Origin of the sequence: Tardiphaga sp. 42S5 (assembly GCF_034044155.1) — a bacterium.
GTDB classification, from domain to species: Bacteria; Pseudomonadota; Alphaproteobacteria; order Rhizobiales; family Xanthobacteraceae; genus Tardiphaga; species Tardiphaga robiniae.
Genome location: NZ_CP139027.1, coordinates 4,501,870 through 4,517,750, shown reverse-complemented (window position 1 = coordinate 4,517,750; position 15,881 = coordinate 4,501,870). Strand labels below are relative to the sequence as shown.

15 protein-coding genes are annotated in these 15,881 nt (G+C 63.1%); 8 read left to right on the top strand and 7 right to left on the bottom strand.

All coding sequences use genetic code 11. The features are described 5' to 3' along the window. Positions 1-41: 41 nt before the first annotated feature. Entirely contained in the window at positions 42-485 is a 444-nt protein-coding gene (locus tag SFY93_RS21100) for a hypothetical protein (protein WP_320444484.1), read from the top strand. Between the two features lie 86 nt (positions 486-571). Here SFY93_RS21100 and SFY93_RS21095 read toward each other — a convergent pair whose 3' ends face one another. Then, the gene (locus tag SFY93_RS21095; protein WP_320444483.1) at positions 572-2,944 is read right to left on the bottom strand and encodes a xanthine dehydrogenase family protein molybdopterin-binding subunit; all 2,373 of its coding nucleotides are present in this window, start codon (positions 2,942-2,944) and stop codon (positions 572-574) included. A 215-nt stretch (positions 2,945-3,159) separates the two neighbouring features. Here SFY93_RS21095 and SFY93_RS21090 point away from each other — a divergent pair, with 215 nt between their 5' ends. Beyond that, positions 3,160-4,239 (top strand): Ppx/GppA phosphatase family protein, encoded by a 1,080-nt coding sequence (locus SFY93_RS21090; RefSeq protein WP_320444482.1) that lies wholly within the window; start codon positions 3,160-3,162, stop codon positions 4,237-4,239. Positions 4,240-4,329: 90 nt separating this feature from the next. Further along, positions 4,330-5,040, top strand: coding sequence for an RlmE family RNA methyltransferase (locus SFY93_RS21085; protein WP_068730972.1), 711 nt, complete (start codon positions 4,330-4,332; stop codon positions 5,038-5,040). A 21-nt stretch (positions 5,041-5,061) separates the two neighbouring features. Here SFY93_RS21085 and SFY93_RS21080 read toward each other — a convergent pair whose 3' ends face one another. From SFY93_RS21080 to SFY93_RS21065, 4 genes are all read right to left on the bottom strand, one after another. Next, the gene (locus tag SFY93_RS21080) at positions 5,062-5,928 is read right to left on the bottom strand and encodes a DMT family transporter (RefSeq protein ID WP_320444481.1); all 867 of its coding nucleotides are present in this window, start codon (positions 5,926-5,928) and stop codon (positions 5,062-5,064) included. A gap of 66 nt (positions 5,929-5,994) precedes the next feature. Then, positions 5,995-6,531 (bottom strand): TetR/AcrR family transcriptional regulator, encoded by a 537-nt coding sequence (locus tag SFY93_RS21075; protein WP_320444480.1) that lies wholly within the window; start codon positions 6,529-6,531, stop codon positions 5,995-5,997. Between the two features lie 193 nt (positions 6,532-6,724). Continuing rightward, positions 6,725-6,988 carry a hypothetical protein gene (locus SFY93_RS21070; protein ID WP_320444479.1) on the bottom strand — a complete coding sequence of 88 codons (264 nt, stop codon included), beginning with the start codon at positions 6,986-6,988 and terminating at the stop codon, positions 6,725-6,727. 3 nt (positions 6,989-6,991) lie between these two features. Continuing rightward, on the bottom strand, positions 6,992-8,467 hold the full coding sequence (locus SFY93_RS21065; protein WP_320444478.1) for an MFS transporter: 1,476 nt from the start codon (positions 8,465-8,467) through the stop codon (positions 6,992-6,994). Positions 8,468-8,777: 310 nt separating this feature from the next. Between SFY93_RS21065 and guaB the strand changes: the two genes are divergently transcribed. The 3 genes from guaB to SFY93_RS21050 all read left to right on the top strand — a co-directional run bounded on the left by guaB (position 8,778) and on the right by SFY93_RS21050 (position 12,257). Further along, the gene (gene guaB, locus SFY93_RS21060) at positions 8,778-10,265 is read left to right on the top strand and encodes an IMP dehydrogenase (protein WP_089263865.1); all 1,488 of its coding nucleotides are present in this window, start codon (positions 8,778-8,780) and stop codon (positions 10,263-10,265) included. Between the two features lie 255 nt (positions 10,266-10,520). Then, a complete protein-coding gene (locus tag SFY93_RS21055) occupies positions 10,521-11,147 on the top strand; it encodes a hypothetical protein (protein WP_089263866.1) in 627 nt (208 codons plus the stop codon). Between the two features lie 87 nt (positions 11,148-11,234). Further along, complete coding sequence (locus SFY93_RS21050) at positions 11,235-12,257, top strand: NADPH-dependent curcumin/dihydrocurcumin reductase (RefSeq protein WP_320444477.1); 1,023 nt, start codon at positions 11,235-11,237, stop codon at positions 12,255-12,257. 141 nt (positions 12,258-12,398) lie between these two features. Here the strand turns inward: SFY93_RS21050 and SFY93_RS21045 are convergent, their stop codons facing one another. Next, positions 12,399-13,250 carry a metallophosphoesterase family protein gene (locus SFY93_RS21045; protein WP_320444476.1) on the bottom strand — a complete coding sequence of 284 codons (852 nt, stop codon included), beginning with the start codon at positions 13,248-13,250 and terminating at the stop codon, positions 12,399-12,401. A 70-nt stretch (positions 13,251-13,320) separates the two neighbouring features. Further along, positions 13,321-13,974, bottom strand: coding sequence for an acriflavin resistance protein (locus tag SFY93_RS21040; RefSeq protein WP_320444475.1), 654 nt, complete (start codon positions 13,972-13,974; stop codon positions 13,321-13,323). A 210-nt stretch (positions 13,975-14,184) separates the two neighbouring features. Between SFY93_RS21040 and SFY93_RS21035 the strand changes: the two genes are divergently transcribed. Then, on the top strand, positions 14,185-14,535 hold the full coding sequence (locus SFY93_RS21035) for a hypothetical protein (RefSeq protein WP_175366215.1): 351 nt from the start codon (positions 14,185-14,187) through the stop codon (positions 14,533-14,535). Positions 14,536-14,575: 40 nt separating this feature from the next. Further along, positions 14,576-15,880: an RsmB/NOP family class I SAM-dependent RNA methyltransferase gene (locus tag SFY93_RS21030; RefSeq protein ID WP_320444474.1), complete on the top strand. Its 1,305-nt coding sequence runs from the start codon at positions 14,576-14,578 to the stop codon at positions 15,878-15,880. Position 15,881 lies beyond the last annotated feature (1 nt).

Below are 15,881 nucleotides of genomic sequence, written 5' to 3'. Positions count from 1 at the left end.
CCGCGGGATTTTTCTTTCTACGTTTGATCAGGTAGGACTACATGCAGCCGTTGCCCCATGGTCGGGTTCGTTTTCGTCATAGTCTCGTAGCCATCGGACTGTTTGTGGCCTGCAGCGCACCGGCCTCGGCCGCCGAGCAATGCCCGGTCTCCGAGGCTGCGATCTCGAAAGCCGGCGGTCTCCACCAGGCGATCATCGCCGCGATGAAGACCGAGTTCAGCTGCGAAGGCGCATACCGGATTCTCGAACTCTGCCAGCTTGGTTCGTCCGGTGATAATGCATTCTCCAGCATCGTGCTGTCGAAATGTGAACCGCGCTTTCTCCCCAAGGCGCTCCCCGCGACCAAGGCCGCCTATGAAAAGGCGCGTGCGAAATGCGATAAGATCGCAGAGAAGAACGAGGGCTCGATGTATCAGAGTCAGGCCGCGATCTGCATTGCGCGATCCGGGCGTGATTTCGCGCGGAAATACGGGACGAAGAGCTAGGGGGCCTGCCGGCCACGACGCGTTAGCGTAGACGACACAGAAGCCCCGCGATGTGATCGCGGGGCTTCTTGTTCAGATAGTCGACCTTACGCCGCCTTGCTCTGCTTGCCGTCCTGGATGGCGCGCCAGATGCGCTCCGAGGTCAGCGGCATGTCGATATGCGTCACGCCATAGTCACTGAGCGCATCGACCACCGCATTGACGATGGTGCAGAGCGAGCCCGCGCAACCGGCTTCGCCGCAGCCCTTGGTGCCCAGCGGGTTGGTGGTTGCAGGCGAGGGATGATCGCCGACCAGCATCAGCGGAATGTCGCCGGCGCGGGGCATCGCATAATCCATGAAGGAGCCCGTGATCGGCTGGCCCGACGCGTCGTAGCTGACTTTCTCCATCAGCGCCTGGCCGATGCCTTGCGCGACGCCGCCATGCAACTGGCCCGCCACGATCATCGGATTGACGATGGTGCCGAAGTCGTTGACCGCCGCGTAATTGACGATGGTCAGCACGCCGGTGTCGGGATCGATCTCGACTTCGGCGACATGACAGCCGTTCGGGAATGTCGAGGGCACGTCCGATGAGGTGTGGTCGACATCGAGCGAGGAGGGTACGCCGTCCGGCATCTTGCCCTCGCGCACACGCTGCGACAGTTCCATGATGTCGATGGAGCGGTCAGTGCCGGCGATGGTGAAACGGCCGGCCTTGAATTCGATGTCGGCTTCGGAGGCTTCCATCAGATGCGCCGCGGCAGCCTTGCCCTTGGCGATGACGAGATCGGAGGCCTCGACAATGGCCTGGCCCGATGCGGTGATCGAACGCGAGCCGCCAGTGCCATTGCCCATGCGCACGAGGTCGCTGTCGTTCTGCTCGAGCCGGATGGCCTCGAACGGCACGCCGAGCTGTGCCGACAAGACCTGTGCGAAGGGCGTGGCGTGACCCTGGCCGTAATCCAGCGTGCCGGTGGTCAGCGTCACGGTGCCGTCTTCGCCGAAGGTCAGTTTGCCGAGTTCGCCTGAGGGGGGAGCGGTGACTTCGAGATAGGAGCCGACGGCAATGCCGCGGAGCTTGCCGTTCTTGCGGCTATCTTTCTTGCGCTTGGCGAAGCCGGCGTGATCGGAAATTGCCAGCGCCTTGTCGAACACGCCCTGGAAATCGCCGCTGTCATAGGTGACCCCTGAGGCGGCCGCGAAGGGTAGTTGCGACGGCTTGATGAAGTTGCGCTTGCGCAGTGTGAAGCGGTCGATGCCCATCTCGTCGGCGGCGCGATCGATCAGGCGCTCCATGAAGTAGTTGGCCTCGGGGCGCCCGGCGCCGCGATAGGCGCCCATCAGCGTGGTGTTGGTGAGCACGCATTTGATGTCGACCGACAGCAGCGGCGTCTTGTAGACGCTGGCGAGGTTCTTGCCGGTGTTGAGCGACAACGGGCTCGGCGATACGCCGGTGATATAGGCGCCGAGATTGCCATAACCCTTCAGGCGCACGGCGAGAAACTTGCCGTCCTTGTCGAGGGCGAGTTCGGCGTGAATGTCCTGGGCGCGGCCATGGCTGTCGGACAGGAAGCTGGAGGAGCGCTCGTCGAGCCACTTCACCGGCTTGCCCAGTTCCTTCGCCGCATGCAGCAGGCAGATATATTCGGGGTAGCTGATGTTCTTCATGCCGAACGATCCGCCGACATTGCCGGTGAGGATGCGGACCTTGTCGGGCGCGACGTTGAGTTGCTTGGCGAGTGTGTTGCGGTTGCCGGCGACGCCCTGGGTCGCCGCCTGGATCACATAGCGGCCGCCGGATTTTTCGTAAGTCGCGAGCGCGCAGCGCGGTTCCATCGACACCACCGCGACGCGCGTGTTCTCGATGTCGAGCTTCGTGACATGCGCAGCCGACGCAAAGGCGGCCTCGACGGCGGCGGTGTCGCCATAGTGATAGTCAAGCGCGACATTGTTCGGGATGTGGTCGTAGAGAACAGGCGCGCCAGACTTCGTTGCGGCCTCGCAATCGGTGACGGCGGGCAGGGCGTCGATGTCGAGGACGACGGCTTCGGCGGCATCGCGGGCCTGCGCGACTGTTTCAGCCACTACGAAGGCGACGGGGTCGCCGACATAGCGCACCTTGTCGGTCATCAAAGCATGGCGATTGGTCTGGAACAGCGGGGTGCCGTCCTGGCTCTTGAGCGGCAGGCCGCAGGTGAAGGGGCCATAATTGGCGGCTTCAAGATCACGTCCGGTCCAGACGCCGCGGACGCCGGGCATCGCCCGGGCCGCCTCGGTATCGATCCCGCGGATCACGCCATGGGCGTGGGGGCTGCGGACGATCCAGGCATAGAGCTGACCGGGCAGGTTGAAATCGTCGGTATATTTGCCCTTGCCGCGGACGAGGGTGTCGTCTTCCTTGCGGCGGACCGGTTGGCCGACCCCGTATTTTTGCATGGCGATGGCGTTATCGACGGGCGAGCCGGTAAAATCTTGCATGGTGAATCCATCAAATGGATGATTCCAGGATTTGGCGCGGGTTCGCGCCCCTGTAAGCCCCCCAGATAAGGCAGCGTTAGCTGTACGACAACGGACGATTGGGCATGGGAGCGTGCCAAGGTTGCGCTGATCCTGTGCCCTGCTAAACTTTCCGTGAAAGATATTTCCAAGAAGGTTTCCACGCCGGCCGGAACGGTCGCGGAAAGATAGATTGAATGGATGATGACACGCGGCTTCGCGGCGGCCATGAGGTGGACAACGCTCGGCCGGGCGAGGGTGTGCAGGGATTGGTTGCGGCACTGGCCGACGGCGGGCGCGAAGCCGCATGCGCCAACACCTATGCCGCGCTTGATCTGGGAACCAATAATTGCCGGCTGCTGATCGCCTGTCCCACAGGCGACAGTTTTCGCGTGGTCGATTCGTTTTCGCGGATCATCCGGCTGGGCGAGGGCGTCTCGACCTCCGGTGTCATCAGCGACGCGGCGATTGCCCGGGCCATCTCGGCGCTCAGCATCTGCCGTGACAAGATCCGCGCCCGCGATGCCCAGCGGCTGCGGCTGATCGCAACCGAAGCCTGCCGCGCGGCCTCGAATTCGGACGCGTTTCTCGACCGGGTGGCGCGCGAGACCGGCATCACGCTGGAGATCATCGATCGCGAGACTGAAGCGGCCCTGGCGGTGATCGGCTGCTCGCCGCTGATCGATCCGCAGGGCCGCGGTGCCATCCTGTTCGATATCGGCGGCGGCTCATCGGAACTGGTGCGTATCGAACGCGATCCCCATGATCCCTCGGGCAAACCGCTGATCAAGGCGTGGATGTCGATCCCGCTCGGCGTGGTGACGCTGGCCGAGAAATTCGGCGGCAAACACGTGACCCGGGACAGCTACACGCAGATGATTGCGGAGGTCGCCAGGCACGTGGCGCCGTTCGCGGCCGAACATGCCGGCGATCTCGACGGCATGCACATGCTGGGTACCTCGGGCACCGTGACCACGCTGGCCGGCGTCTATCAGGGGCTGGCGCGCTACGACCGCCGGCGCATCGACGGCATCTGGCTCAGCAATGCCGAGCTCGACGAGACCATCGCCAGGCTGCTCGACATGACCTACGCGGAACGCGCCGCCAACCAGTGTATCGGCCCCGACCGTGCCGATCTGGTGCTGTGTGGCTGTGCCATTCTGGACGCCATCCGCAACGCGTTCCCGTTGCCACGGCTGCGCGTCGCCGACCGGGGGCTGCGCGAGGGCATGCTGGTGGAAATGATGCGCGAGGATGGCGCGATCCGCGCCTCCTGAGCCTGATTTTCCCGATTCAGAGCGAATATTCGGGTTTCCCGCCATGCCGTGCTAAGGGAAACGCGAATAGCTGAAAGCAAGCACGAGACCATGGCCAAAGACACCACCGGACGCCTGCGGATCCAGGTCAAGAGCGCCGGCAGAATGAAACTGTCGTCGAAGCTCTGGCTCGACCGCCAGCTCAATGACCCCTATGTGCAGCAGGCCAAGAAGGACGGCCTGCGCTCACGCGCGGCCTACAAGATCATCGAGATCGACGATAAGTACCGCTTCTTGAAGCCCGGCCTGTCCGTGGTCGATCTCGGCGCTGCGCCTGGCGGCTGGAGCCAGATCGCGGCGCGGCGCGTCGGCTCGGCCGAGGGCAAGGGGCAAGTGGTGGCCATCGATCTCCTGGAAATGCCGGAGATCGTCGGCGTGACCTTCGCCCAGATGGACTTTCTCGACAATGATGCGCCCGACAGATTGAAGGCGATGATGGGCGGTCTCGCCGATGTGGTGATGTCCGACATGGCGGCAAACACCACCGGTCACCGCAAGACCGATCAGCTCCGCATCGTCGGCCTCGTCGAGGATGCTGCGGCCTTCGCCGCTGACGTGCTCAAGCCCGGCGGCACCTTCGTCGCCAAGGTGTTCCAGAGCGGCGCCGACGCCACGCTGATGACCCAGCTGAAGCGCGACTTCGCGACGGTGAAACATGTGAAGCCGGCCGCGAGCCGCAAGGACTCCTCGGAGCGCTACGTGCTGGCGATGGGCTTTCGCGGCGTGGCAGGTGATCACCGGCTCGGTGAGCACGACAACTAGGTCGTGAGCGCATACGCGACTCTAAGTCCGATTTGGTAAAGTGCTCGATCTCACTTGTGTGATCGCAACACCGGAGATGGCGAGCAGCGCCCCGACAATCAATGTTGGAGTGATATGCTCGTCAAGGAACAGCACGCTTGAAATCAGGGCAAAGACCGGAAGAAGCAAACCGAATGGCGCCACGCGGCCCATGGTGCAGCGAGCGATGAGCCAGAACCAAAGGCCAAATCCAACAAATCCTCCGATGAAAACGGTGTAGGCGAGCGCGAGCCAACCACGTTCATCCGCCGTGACGAGGGACGTCAATTGTCCATCTTCAAGGACAAACGACATCAGCATCACCTGTGGCACCGTGAAGAGAGAGGACCACCCCGTCAACATCAAGGGGTCAAAGGGTCCGTGCCGCTTCGTTAAGACGTTGGCGACCGCGAAGGCGAGTGCTGCCCCGACCACCAGCAGAATCGGAATGGCGTTTGCAGACAGAGCAGGCCCTGCTGCAAGCACGACCACGCCGAGAAATGCCAGCAACACCCCACTAGACGTTACGAGAGACGGTCTCTCCGCGAGCAGCGGCCAAGCCAACAGGATGGTGAAGGGCGTGGCGAGTTGATACGCGACGGCCGAAATACTTCCAGAGCCGAGCCCGAGGCCGACATAGAAGAGGCCGAAGTTCAGCCCACCAAGAAAGACCGAGATCGCGGCGACAGGGCTGAGCTCCTGACGTGCAGGCTTTTTGACGAACGGAACGAGCAGCAATGCCATAGCCAGAAAGCGCAGGCCAAGGAAGAAGAGCGGCGGAAATTCCACAATGCCCACCTTGATGACCACGAACTGATAGCCCCAAAGCAAGGGCACCATCACCGCGCAGACAATCTGGATGAGCGACATGGCACTTTCCATTCAAGACTGTTCGGTCCAGATATAGGTGCGTTCAACCAGCAGCGCCTTGACGCGTTACCTGCTGAAGCGTTCGAGAAGAGCGTCAACAGTGGCTTGCGATGTGCTTCGTGTCGGACGTGTTTTACCTACGACACGCAGCCCCTCGACGAAGCAGACCAGCAGTCGCGCCGCGCTTGCAGGCTCGACACCATGAGCCAACTCGCCTGCGGCCTTCGCGCGCGACAGCGCATTGGCTACTTTGGCCTCCATAGCTTTGAAAAAGCTGCCGATGCGGCGATCGACTTCCGGGTCGCGGCCACCCAACTCCATGGCTGTCGCGACCAGCAGGCATCCGCGGCGACCATTGGCGCCACTCGTCCGATCGACGTAACCCGCAAGGTAGGCCTGTAGGCCAACGACTGGCGCTCCACGCGGGTCGAGTTCGATGTCCATCCGTAGCAGGGCGTCGGCAATGTAGCGATCGAGCGCACGCAGGAAGAGTCCGCGCTTGTCACCGAAGGCGGCGTAGAGACTGCCACGCGAGAGATTCGTCGCCTGAAGAAGGTCCGGAAGCGCCGTGGCATAATAGCCGCGCGACCAGAACACGTTCATGGCGCGCTCGATGGCAGCTTCCGTGTCGAAGCCTCGGGGGCGGCCGCGCGGCAACCGCACAGGGGAATGATGTTCCATTAGTGATATATGGACCGATTGGTTCTGAATTGCAAATGACAGCTTAAGGTGATGGGCGCGGAGAGTTTATGACAGGGCGCGCTTTGCGCGATCTGTCATCTTACGGTCGGATGATTTACTTCGCGCTCTCGCATTTCGGCGACAGCATCGGCACGTTCGGCCATGACCAGTTTCGCCACGATCCATCGCGCTCGACGCAGGCCTCCGGTGTCTTAACGGCAGCCGGATCGGTCTGTTCTTTGGCGTCCTGCGTGGTCACCTGCTCAACGGGCGCGGGTTTCGGCGGAAATCGCCTGTTCACATAATCGAACGACATGACGCCGGCGATGATCGTGAGGACGATCGTGGCGAGACCTATGGCCCATTGCGAGCGCGTCACAACTCACCCCAGCTTCTGATCCCTTGCATCTGCGGTGCCTTCGCTGGCCGCCTTGACGGCGGCTTTTACCTCGCCCTTGCGGCTGGCGATATCGATCACCTTGCGGCCGGAGATTTCGTGGCCGGCGTCGTCCGGCATCTGCCAGAAGAACCAGGCCGAGGCTGCCGAGATCACGGACACCACGAGGAAGGCCGGTGCAAAATCGGCGGCCGACAATTCGGTCATGCCGCGCATCAGCATGGTGGATTCCACAGAGAATGCACCGATCGCGACGCCGGCGGAGATCGACAGCTGCTGGTTGACGCTGACCAGCGTGGTGGCGCGGCTCATCTGTGCCGTCTCGACCTCGGCATAGGCAACCGTATTGATCGCGGTGAATTCGAGCGAGCGGAAGAAGCCGCCGACCACCAGGATGATCAGGATCAGCATTAGCGGCGTGGTCACCGTGAACAGAGCACAGGCGGCGAGAAATACCGAACTCACCACGGCGTTGACGGTCATCACATTGCGGAAGCCGAAGGCGCGGATGATGCGCGCCGCCAATGTCTTCATCCCCATGGCGCCCACTGCCGAGCCGAAGGTCACCATGCCCGACTGGAACGGCGACAGGCCGAAGCCGACCTGCATCAATAGCGGCAGCAGGAACGGCAATGCGCCGATGCCGAGCCGGAACAGGAAGCCGCCGATGATTGCGGCGCGCAAAGTCACCAGCCGCATCAGCGAGAAGTCCAGCACCGGGGACGCTGTGCGCCGGGCGTGGATCACGTAGAGGGTCATGGACACCGTGCCGATGCCGACCAGTGCGGCGACGATCGGCCATGGCAGCAGATTGAGGCCGGCGACCGAGAGGCCGAAGGCGATGCCGGCGAGGCCGACGCCGGCCAGCACCAGGCCCAGCAGATCGAAGCGCTCCGGATCCTCCGAGCGGATCGGATCGATGAAGCGCAGCGCCAGATAGATGCCGAGGCAGCCGATCGGGATATTGATCAGGAAGATCCAGTGCCACGAGAAGTAGGTGGTGATGAAACCGCCAAGTGGCGGCCCGATCACCGGGCCGATCAGCGCCGGCACCGTCATCCACGCCATGGCACTGACGAGCGCGCTCTTGTCGATGGAGCGCAGCAGCACGAGGCGTCCCACCGGCGTCATCATGGCGCCGCCGAGGCCCTGGATGATGCGGGCGATGACGAAATGCGTGACCGATTGCGACAGCGCGCAGCCGATCGAGCCGATCATGAACACGCCGATGGCGATCGAGAACACGGCGCGTGCGCCGAACCGGTCGGCGGTCCAGCCGGATGCCGGAATGAATACCGCGAGCGAGAGCAGGTAGGAGGTGATCGCCAGCTTCAGCGTCAGCGGACTGGTGCCGATATCGGCGGCGATGGCCGGCAGCGAGGTCGCGATCACCGTGGAGTCCATGTTCTCCATGAACAAAGCGGAGGCGACGATGAGCGGGATCAGGCGTTCTTTATTCATGAAATTATTGATGATTCTTACGAGTGCCCAAGCTGCGGGCGCTTTAACATCCTGCCGGGGCGTGGGCTATTGCGAGAGGCCGAATACCTCCTAAATCATCCGTGACTGCGCCCGCCCGGCTGAAGGCCGAAAACGCCCAAAATCCCTGTGCATGGCAGCCAAACGCTTTGATTTCGCGCAGCAGCATGCTATCGACCACCGCCAATCCTACTTATGGGTTCAGATTCGACGACGGTGTCCTGCGCCGCCGTCGAATTGGTGCATCCAGAGGTTTCTACCGCGATCCCGAGGTCGCCGCATGGAGTTGGCAATGGCAGTCGTTCAGAAGATCCGCGAAGCGTACACGTTCGATGACGTTCTGCTGAAGCCCGGCCTGTCGGACATCCTGCCTTCCGACGCCGATATCCGCTCCCACGCCACCCGTGCCATTCCGCTCAATATTCCGATCATCGCCTCGGCGATGGATACCGTCACCGAGGCCCGCATGGCGATTGCCATGGCGCAGGCCGGCGGCCTCGGCGTGATCCACCGCAACTTCGATCCGGAGGGCCAGGCCGCGCAGGTCCGGCAGGTCAAGAAGTACGAGTCCGGCATGGTGGTAAATCCGCTCACCATCGGTCCCGACGCCAAGCTGGCCGAAGCGCTGGCGCTGATGAGCGAGCACGGCTTCTCCGGCATTCCCGTCGTCACCGGTGCGAGCAAGGACGTCCCCGGCAAGCTGGTCGGCATTCTCACCAATCGTGACGTGCGCTTCGCCAGCAATCCTAACCAGAAAATTTCCGAACTGATGACGCACGAGAATCTCGTGACCGTGCGGGAAGGCGTCAGCCAGGATGAAGCCAAGCGCATGCTGCACAAGCATCGCATCGAGAAGCTGCTGGTGGTCGACGATCAGTATCGCTGCGTCGGCCTGATCACCGTGAAGGACATGGACAAGGCCGTTGCGCATCCCCTTGCCAGCAAGGACGCGCAGGGACGTCTGCGTGTAGCTGCCGCAACCACTGTGGGCGAGGGTGGTTTCGAGCGCACCGAACGTCTGATCGATGCCGGCGTCGATGTGGTCGTCGTCGACACCGCGCATGGTCATTCCATGCGCGTGTTGGAAGCCGTGACGCGCATCAAGAAGATTTCGAATTCCGTGCAGGTGATCGCCGGCAACATCGCCACCACCGAAGGCGCGCAGGCGCTGATCGATGCGGGCGCTGATGCGATCAAGGTCGGCATCGGTCCGGGCTCGATCTGCACCACGCGCATCGTCGCCGGCGTCGGCGTGCCGCAGCTCACGGCGATCATGGATGCGGTGGAAGCCGCGAAGAAACACAACATTCCGATCATTGCCGACGGCGGCATCAAATTCTCGGGCGATCTCGCCAAGGCGCTCGCTGCCGGCGCTGACATCGCCATGGTTGGCTCGCTGCTCGCGGGCACCGACGAGACCCCTGGCGAAGTGTTCCTGTGGCAGGGCCGTTCCTACAAGGCCTATCGCGGCATGGGTTCGGTCGGCGCCATGGCCCGCGGCTCGGCGGATCGCTACTTCCAGCAGGACATCAAGGACACGCTCAAACTCGTGCCGGAAGGCATCGAGGGGCAGGTGCCCTATAAGGGCCCGGTGGCCAATGTGATGCATCAGCTCGCCGGCGGCCTGCGCGCCGCCATGGGCTATGTCGGGGCCAAGACGCTGACCGAATTCCACGACAAGGCAGAATTCGTCCGCATCACCAGTGCCGGACTGCGCGAAAGTCACGTGCATGACGTGACGATTACCCGCGAAAGCCCGAACTATCCGGGCGGCGCTTAACTATATGCGTGATATGCGGCACTTTCGCAGTGCCGCATAGGCATCGCTGCCTAAATTGAGCCCCACAGATCGGCGAAAACGCGCTATTGTTCGCGCGTCACGTGCGCTGTCGGCTATGGATGTCCCGATATGGATTTCCAGGGCCGGACGAACCCGGCCGCGGAGCTTGGCTCCGTGTCGCGTTGTGATGCTCATTTTCGACAATGACCTCGTCACGCGTCGAAGTAACACCCGCAGAAAAGAACGTTGGATACTATGGCCATTGAATGGACGGACGAACGCATTGCGGCTCTCGACACCGCGCAACTGAAAAACCTGCGTGAGAACGCCACACGCCGCGAGGTCACGGCGCTGGTCGAGCTTTGCACCACCGAGCTCGCCAAGCGTAATGCCGACAAGCCGCGCAGGATCGGCCAGCCGCGCAGCGAGGCCAAGCAGTTCGAGCATGACATGTCGGCGGAGCTCGCCACGGTCGGCAAGGCGATGGCCGAGAAATACGATCTCTCCGAAGCGACCGCCAAGGCGAAGTCCGAAGGCGTGAAGGGCTTCAAGGCGCACAAGCTGCTCGGCTCCGATGGCCATGCCAAGCTCGGCGGCATGCAGCGCGATGGCTCGGTCGCAGTCGATCGCTACATCTCCTATCGTCGCGGCACCGATATCGCGTCGCTCAGCGTGTTCCTGCTCAAGGACCAGCCGATCGAGGCGCATGAATTTCAGGTCATCGCGCCGCTGACAATGCTCGACGGCGGCAAGCCGGTAGCTGAAATCCGTCCGACGGCAACGGCGGCGCAGAAGCAGTCGGCCGACGGCGGTCTGTCCTTCAAGGATCTCGACAGCGCAGCTGCAGCATTCGACAAGGTGCTGGCGAAGATCACGGCCTGATATTTGCCGGTTTACGTTTTGAATGCGGCGCGCGATCATCGCGCGCCGCATTTTTTTGCGATCAAGAAATAGAAACGGAGAAGTCCCATGTCAGCAGCCAAACGCGTCGTTCTCGCATCGCGCCCGCACGGTGAGCCCGGCCCATCGAATTTCCGCCTCGAGGATTATGCGGTGCCGACGCCGGGTGAGGGCGAAGTGCTGCTGCGCACGATCTGGCTGTCGCTCGATCCCTATATGCGCGGCCGCATGAATGATGGCCCATCCTATGCCGCGCCGGTGCCGGTGGATGGCGTGATGGAAGGCGGTACCGTGTGCGAGGTGATCGCTTCGAACAATCCGGGTTTCGCGAAGGGCGATATCGTGCTGGCTCATGCAGGCTGGCAGACCCACGCGATCTCCGACGGCAAGGGGCTGCGCAAGCTCGATCCGAAGCTGGCACCGATCTCGACTGCCGTCGGCATTCTCGGCATGCCGGGCATGACCGCCTATACGGGCCTGCTTGCCATTGGAAATCCGCAGGCCGGCGAGACCGTGGTCGTTGCCGCAGCCTCCGGTGCGGTCGGCTCTGCGGTCGGGCAGATCGCGAAGATCAAGGGCGCGCGTGCCATCGGCATCGCTGGCGGTGCGGACAAGTGCCGTTATGTGAAGGAGGAGCTCGGCTTCGACGAATGCCTCGATCATCGCGATCCGGATTTTCCGGCGAAGCTGAAAGCCGCGTGCCCGGGCGGCATCGATGTGTATTTCGAGAATGTGGGCGGAGCGGTGTTCGAGGCAGTATTTCCGCTGCTGAACTTCTTCGCGCGCATTCCCGTGTGCGGGCTCATCGCGCAGTACAACGATACGACGTCGGAGGCGCCGAAATGGGCCGCCGCGATGATGCGCAATGTTCTCACCAAGCGTCTCAACTTCCGCGGCTTCATCGTGCGCGATTTCGCGTCGATGCATGGCGACTTCCAGCGTGACATGTCGCAATGGGTGCGCGAGGGCAAGGTGAAGTACAAGGAGCACGTCACCGAAGGCCTCGATAACGCGCCAACGGCGTTCATGGGGCTGCTGAAGGGCGCGAATTTCGGCAAGCAGCTCGTGCGTGTCGGCGCCGACAACGCCTGATTGGTTACATACTCCACCGTCATCCCCGGGCTTGTCCCGGGGATCCACGTCTTGCTTCTCACGAAGGCGTGGATGGCCGGGTCAAGCCCGGCCATGACGAATGAGAGGTTTGCGTATGTGGAGAAAACGCATTGGCCGTCGTCACTGCGGGCGGGGTGCGCCGTCCGCAGTGACGACGCTGAACAGATCGATGTCGGTCTGGCCCGGCGCGCGGCGGTGGCGAACTTCAAAGCCGCCGGGCTGGAAACTGTATTCGACGAGCCCGACTTCCTTGACGCCGATCGTCTCCTGCCTGTCCTCCGGACCAATGATGAAACTACTTGAGGGCGCCCAGATGTGCCTGACGCCGCGCCATATGTAGTCGCGCCGCTGGTGCACATGACCACAGGCGACGAGCCGCAGATCGACAGGGTCAAGCAGATCGATGAGACGCCGGCGCGCCGGCATCGGGACGTAGCGGATCGACGTTGCGGCCAGTTCCGGATCGTCCGGAGTATTCAGAAATAGCGGCTTGTGGATGAACAGCGCCAGCGGTCGTCCGTTCAGGCCCGACAGTTGCGAGGCGAGCCAGTCGAACTGCTCTTCTTCGCAGGCGAGCCCGCTATTCATGATCAACGAGTTCAGACCGATGAAACACCAGCCAGCCGCGTTGAAGCGCCAGTGGTCGTGACCAAAGACCGACACGAATGCCTGCCGGTTTTGTTCGGAGATCAATTGGGCTGGCGGCGGGGCGACCAGAGTCGGGTTGTCGCCGATGTCGTGATTGCCCGGCAGATAGCGGCAGGCGACGGGAAGGGCGTCATGCAGTGACCTAGCGAAGGCGAGGTCATCGGGATTGCCCGGGCCGTCGAAGGCGAGGTCGCCGCTATTGATGACGAGGTCAGGCTTTGCCGCGTCGATGAACGCGCAGACGCGCTGAAAATTTGCGACGAATTGCGGAAAGCCCGCGCTAAGATGCGTATCGGTGATCTGGATCAGGCGGAATTCGGACATTGCGGGAACTCCTCTGGCGGGGAGTGTAGCCATCTCGGATGTCAGTCAGATGGCTCGGGCGACCGAAAGGTTAGATCACGCGATATCTGATCGCATAGCCGTCGTTGGCGCGGGCCGTCTTGCCTGCACGGGCTGAGGCGCTCACTTGATCGACCAGATGCCACGGGCTGAATTCGGTGGAGTGGCTCGGGCTTGCGGCCAGACGCAGTTTGAAGATCAGCGGTGCTTCGCCCGGCACGTTCACGATCATCACGCGCTGCGCGGTGCGAAATTTCAGTGGCACCGTACCCCTGAGAATGCTCTCGCCCTTGTTCGTGAAAGTCGGGCCTTCGCTGATGGCGGCGAGGGCCTGGTTGCGGTCGGTATGCAATTCGATCTGCGTGGCTTCCGCGATGATCTTCGCCGCGACCGCGTCGGGCAGGCGGATTTCGAATTCGACGGCGGGTCTGGTCGGATTGATGCCGAGATAGCCCAGTGCCGTGTGGCGCATGTCGGTGGCGGCGAAGGCCAGCAGGCCCAGCACGGCCAGCGCCGCGACGCCGTGGTGGACCACGTCATGGAGCGAGCGATATCGGGCCCGGAAATAGAGATTCAGCAGGATGGCCACCGCGAGCGCCGCGGCGGCGCCGGCCAACGCCGACATCGTGAGGCCGGCCCAGCTGTCCGGGTCGCCGGGCGTCAGCATCGCAAAGAGGGCATCGAGATAGGCCATGGCGGGGCTCACGGGCAGAACTCTTGAGGCTGGCACGCCGCCGGGCAGCGCCTGCAAATGGGTGTCGAGGGCCGCCCAGCCGGTTCAATGGAACCTGCATGGAACCGATATGGAACTCATATGGAACTCTTGGGCCGGTTAATCGTCATGTTCCAAGGGGCGGGTCTGTAGCGCGAGCGGGGTGCCGCGCGGCTCTGAATTCCCCGGGCTGAGGAAATTTCAATGTCGATTCAATGGGTTTTGTTGCCGGTCTTCGTGCTGGTGGCGATTACGCTGGGCATGTTCTTCTGGACCGGCCGGCGCGGCGGCCTGCTGAGCCGCAACGACGCCGGCGATCTGCCGAATACCGCTCCGCAGCTCGATCTGCTGTTCTATGCGCTGATCGCCATCGGCCTGCCGCTGCGCAAGATCGACCTGGTGCTGGTCTGCCTGTCCTGGATCTTCGTCATCGCCCGCTTCGTGGGCGCCGGATTCATTGCCAATAGCCGGGGATCGCAGGCCTGGCTCGCCAGCGCGCTTGTGTTGTTGGCGATGTGGTTCTACTTCGCGCTACGGATGCTTCTTCTGATCTGATCGGGGGCGGCGTCGCGCCTCTCTCCTTCGAAAGATTGCCATGACTCCCGCCGCACGCCTCTCCGCCGCGATCGAAGTGATCGAGGCCATCGACACCCAGCGTGTCCCCGCCGCCAAGGCGCTGAAGGAATGGGGCACCGCGCACCGCTTCGCCGGCTCCGGCGACCGGGCCGGGATTTCCGGGTTGGTCTGGGACGTGCTGCGGCGGCGCGCCTCCAGCGCCTGGATCATGGACGACGACACGTCGCGGGCGCGGCTGCTCGGCATGCTCAAGGCCGAGCGCAGGATGGATGTCGATACGATTGCCGCGCTCTGCGACGGCGGCGGTTTTGCGCCGGCGCCGCTGTCTGACGCGGAGCGCTCGGCGCTCGCGTCGCGCACTGTCGCGGATGCACCGGCGCATATCGCCGGCGATTATCCGGAATGGCTCGATGGCCAGCTTGCCGATGTATTTGGCGATGATCGCGTGGCGGAAGCCACCGCCATGGCCAGCCGCGCGCCGCTGGACCTGCGCGTCAACACGCTGAAGGCCAAGCGCGAGAAGGTGCTGGGCTCGCTGCGCCATCTCGGGGCCACCGAAACGCCCTGGTCGCCTTTGGGGCTGCGGATCGAGCTCGGCGCCGATGCGCGCAATCCCGGCATCCATGCCGAGGAGGATTTCATCAAGGGCGGCATCGAGGTTCAGGACGAGGGCTCGCAGCTCGCGGCCCTGCTGTCCGGCGCCAAGCCCGGCGAACAGGTCATCGATCTCTGCGCCGGAGCCGGCGGCAAGACGCTGGCGCTGGCGGCGATGATGCAAGGTAAGGGCCGGCTGATCGCCACCGATGCCGACAAGCGCCAGCTCGCACCGATCCACGAGCGGCTGTCGCGTGCCGGCATCCACAATGCCGATATCCGCACCCCGAAGGGCCCGGATGATACGCTCAGCGACATTCACAACTCCGCGGACCTCGTGCTGATCGACGCGCCATGCACCGGCACCGGCACCTGGCGCCGCAATCCCGACGCCAAATGGCGGATGCGGCCGGGCGCCCTCGAGGTCCGGATCAAGGACCAGGCTGAGGTCCTCGACCGCGCGGTGGCGCTGGTGAAGCCGGGTGGTCGGATCGCCTATGTGACCTGTTCGGTGCTTCCCCAGGAAAACCGCGACCAGATCCGCGCCTTTACCGCCCGCCAGCCGGAGTTTTCGGTGGTGCCGCCGGCGCAGGTGATGTCGGTCCTGTGGGGCAAATCCGAGGATTTCGCGGCCGCGACCTATCAGAGCCCGGAAGGCCTGCTGATGACCCCGCGGCGGACCGGAACGGACGGGTTTTTCGTGTCGGTGATGACACGCAAAAAGGCATAGT

What these genes read in the sequence shown, in the direction of transcription:
- SFY93_RS21100 (WP_320444484.1), top strand. Translation starts at nt 42, where the DNA reads ATGCAGCCGTTGCCCCATGGTCGGGTTCGTTTTCGTCATAGTCTCGTA.
- SFY93_RS21095 (WP_320444483.1), bottom strand. Translation starts at nt 2,944, where the DNA reads ATGCAAGATTTTACCGGCTCGCCCGTCGATAACGCCATCGCCATGCAA.
- SFY93_RS21090 (WP_320444482.1), top strand. Translation starts at nt 3,160, where the DNA reads ATGGATGATGACACGCGGCTTCGCGGCGGCCATGAGGTGGACAACGCT.
- SFY93_RS21085 (WP_068730972.1), top strand. Translation starts at nt 4,330, where the DNA reads ATGGCCAAAGACACCACCGGACGCCTGCGGATCCAGGTCAAGAGCGCC.
- SFY93_RS21080 (WP_320444481.1), bottom strand. Translation starts at nt 5,928, where the DNA reads ATGTCGCTCATCCAGATTGTCTGCGCGGTGATGGTGCCCTTGCTTTGG.
- SFY93_RS21075 (WP_320444480.1), bottom strand. Translation starts at nt 6,531, where the DNA reads ATGAACGTGTTCTGGTCGCGCGGCTATTATGCCACGGCGCTTCCGGAC.
- SFY93_RS21065 (WP_320444478.1), bottom strand. Translation starts at nt 8,467, where the DNA reads ATGAATAAAGAACGCCTGATCCCGCTCATCGTCGCCTCCGCTTTGTTC.
- guaB (WP_089263865.1), top strand. Translation starts at nt 8,778, where the DNA reads ATGGCAGTCGTTCAGAAGATCCGCGAAGCGTACACGTTCGATGACGTT.
- SFY93_RS21055 (WP_089263866.1), top strand. Translation starts at nt 10,521, where the DNA reads ATGGCCATTGAATGGACGGACGAACGCATTGCGGCTCTCGACACCGCG.
- SFY93_RS21050 (WP_320444477.1), top strand. Translation starts at nt 11,235, where the DNA reads ATGTCAGCAGCCAAACGCGTCGTTCTCGCATCGCGCCCGCACGGTGAG.
- SFY93_RS21045 (WP_320444476.1), bottom strand. Translation starts at nt 13,250, where the DNA reads ATGTCCGAATTCCGCCTGATCCAGATCACCGATACGCATCTTAGCGCG.
- SFY93_RS21035 (WP_175366215.1), top strand. Translation starts at nt 14,185, where the DNA reads ATGTCGATTCAATGGGTTTTGTTGCCGGTCTTCGTGCTGGTGGCGATT.
- SFY93_RS21030 (WP_320444474.1), top strand. Translation starts at nt 14,576, where the DNA reads ATGACTCCCGCCGCACGCCTCTCCGCCGCGATCGAAGTGATCGAGGCC.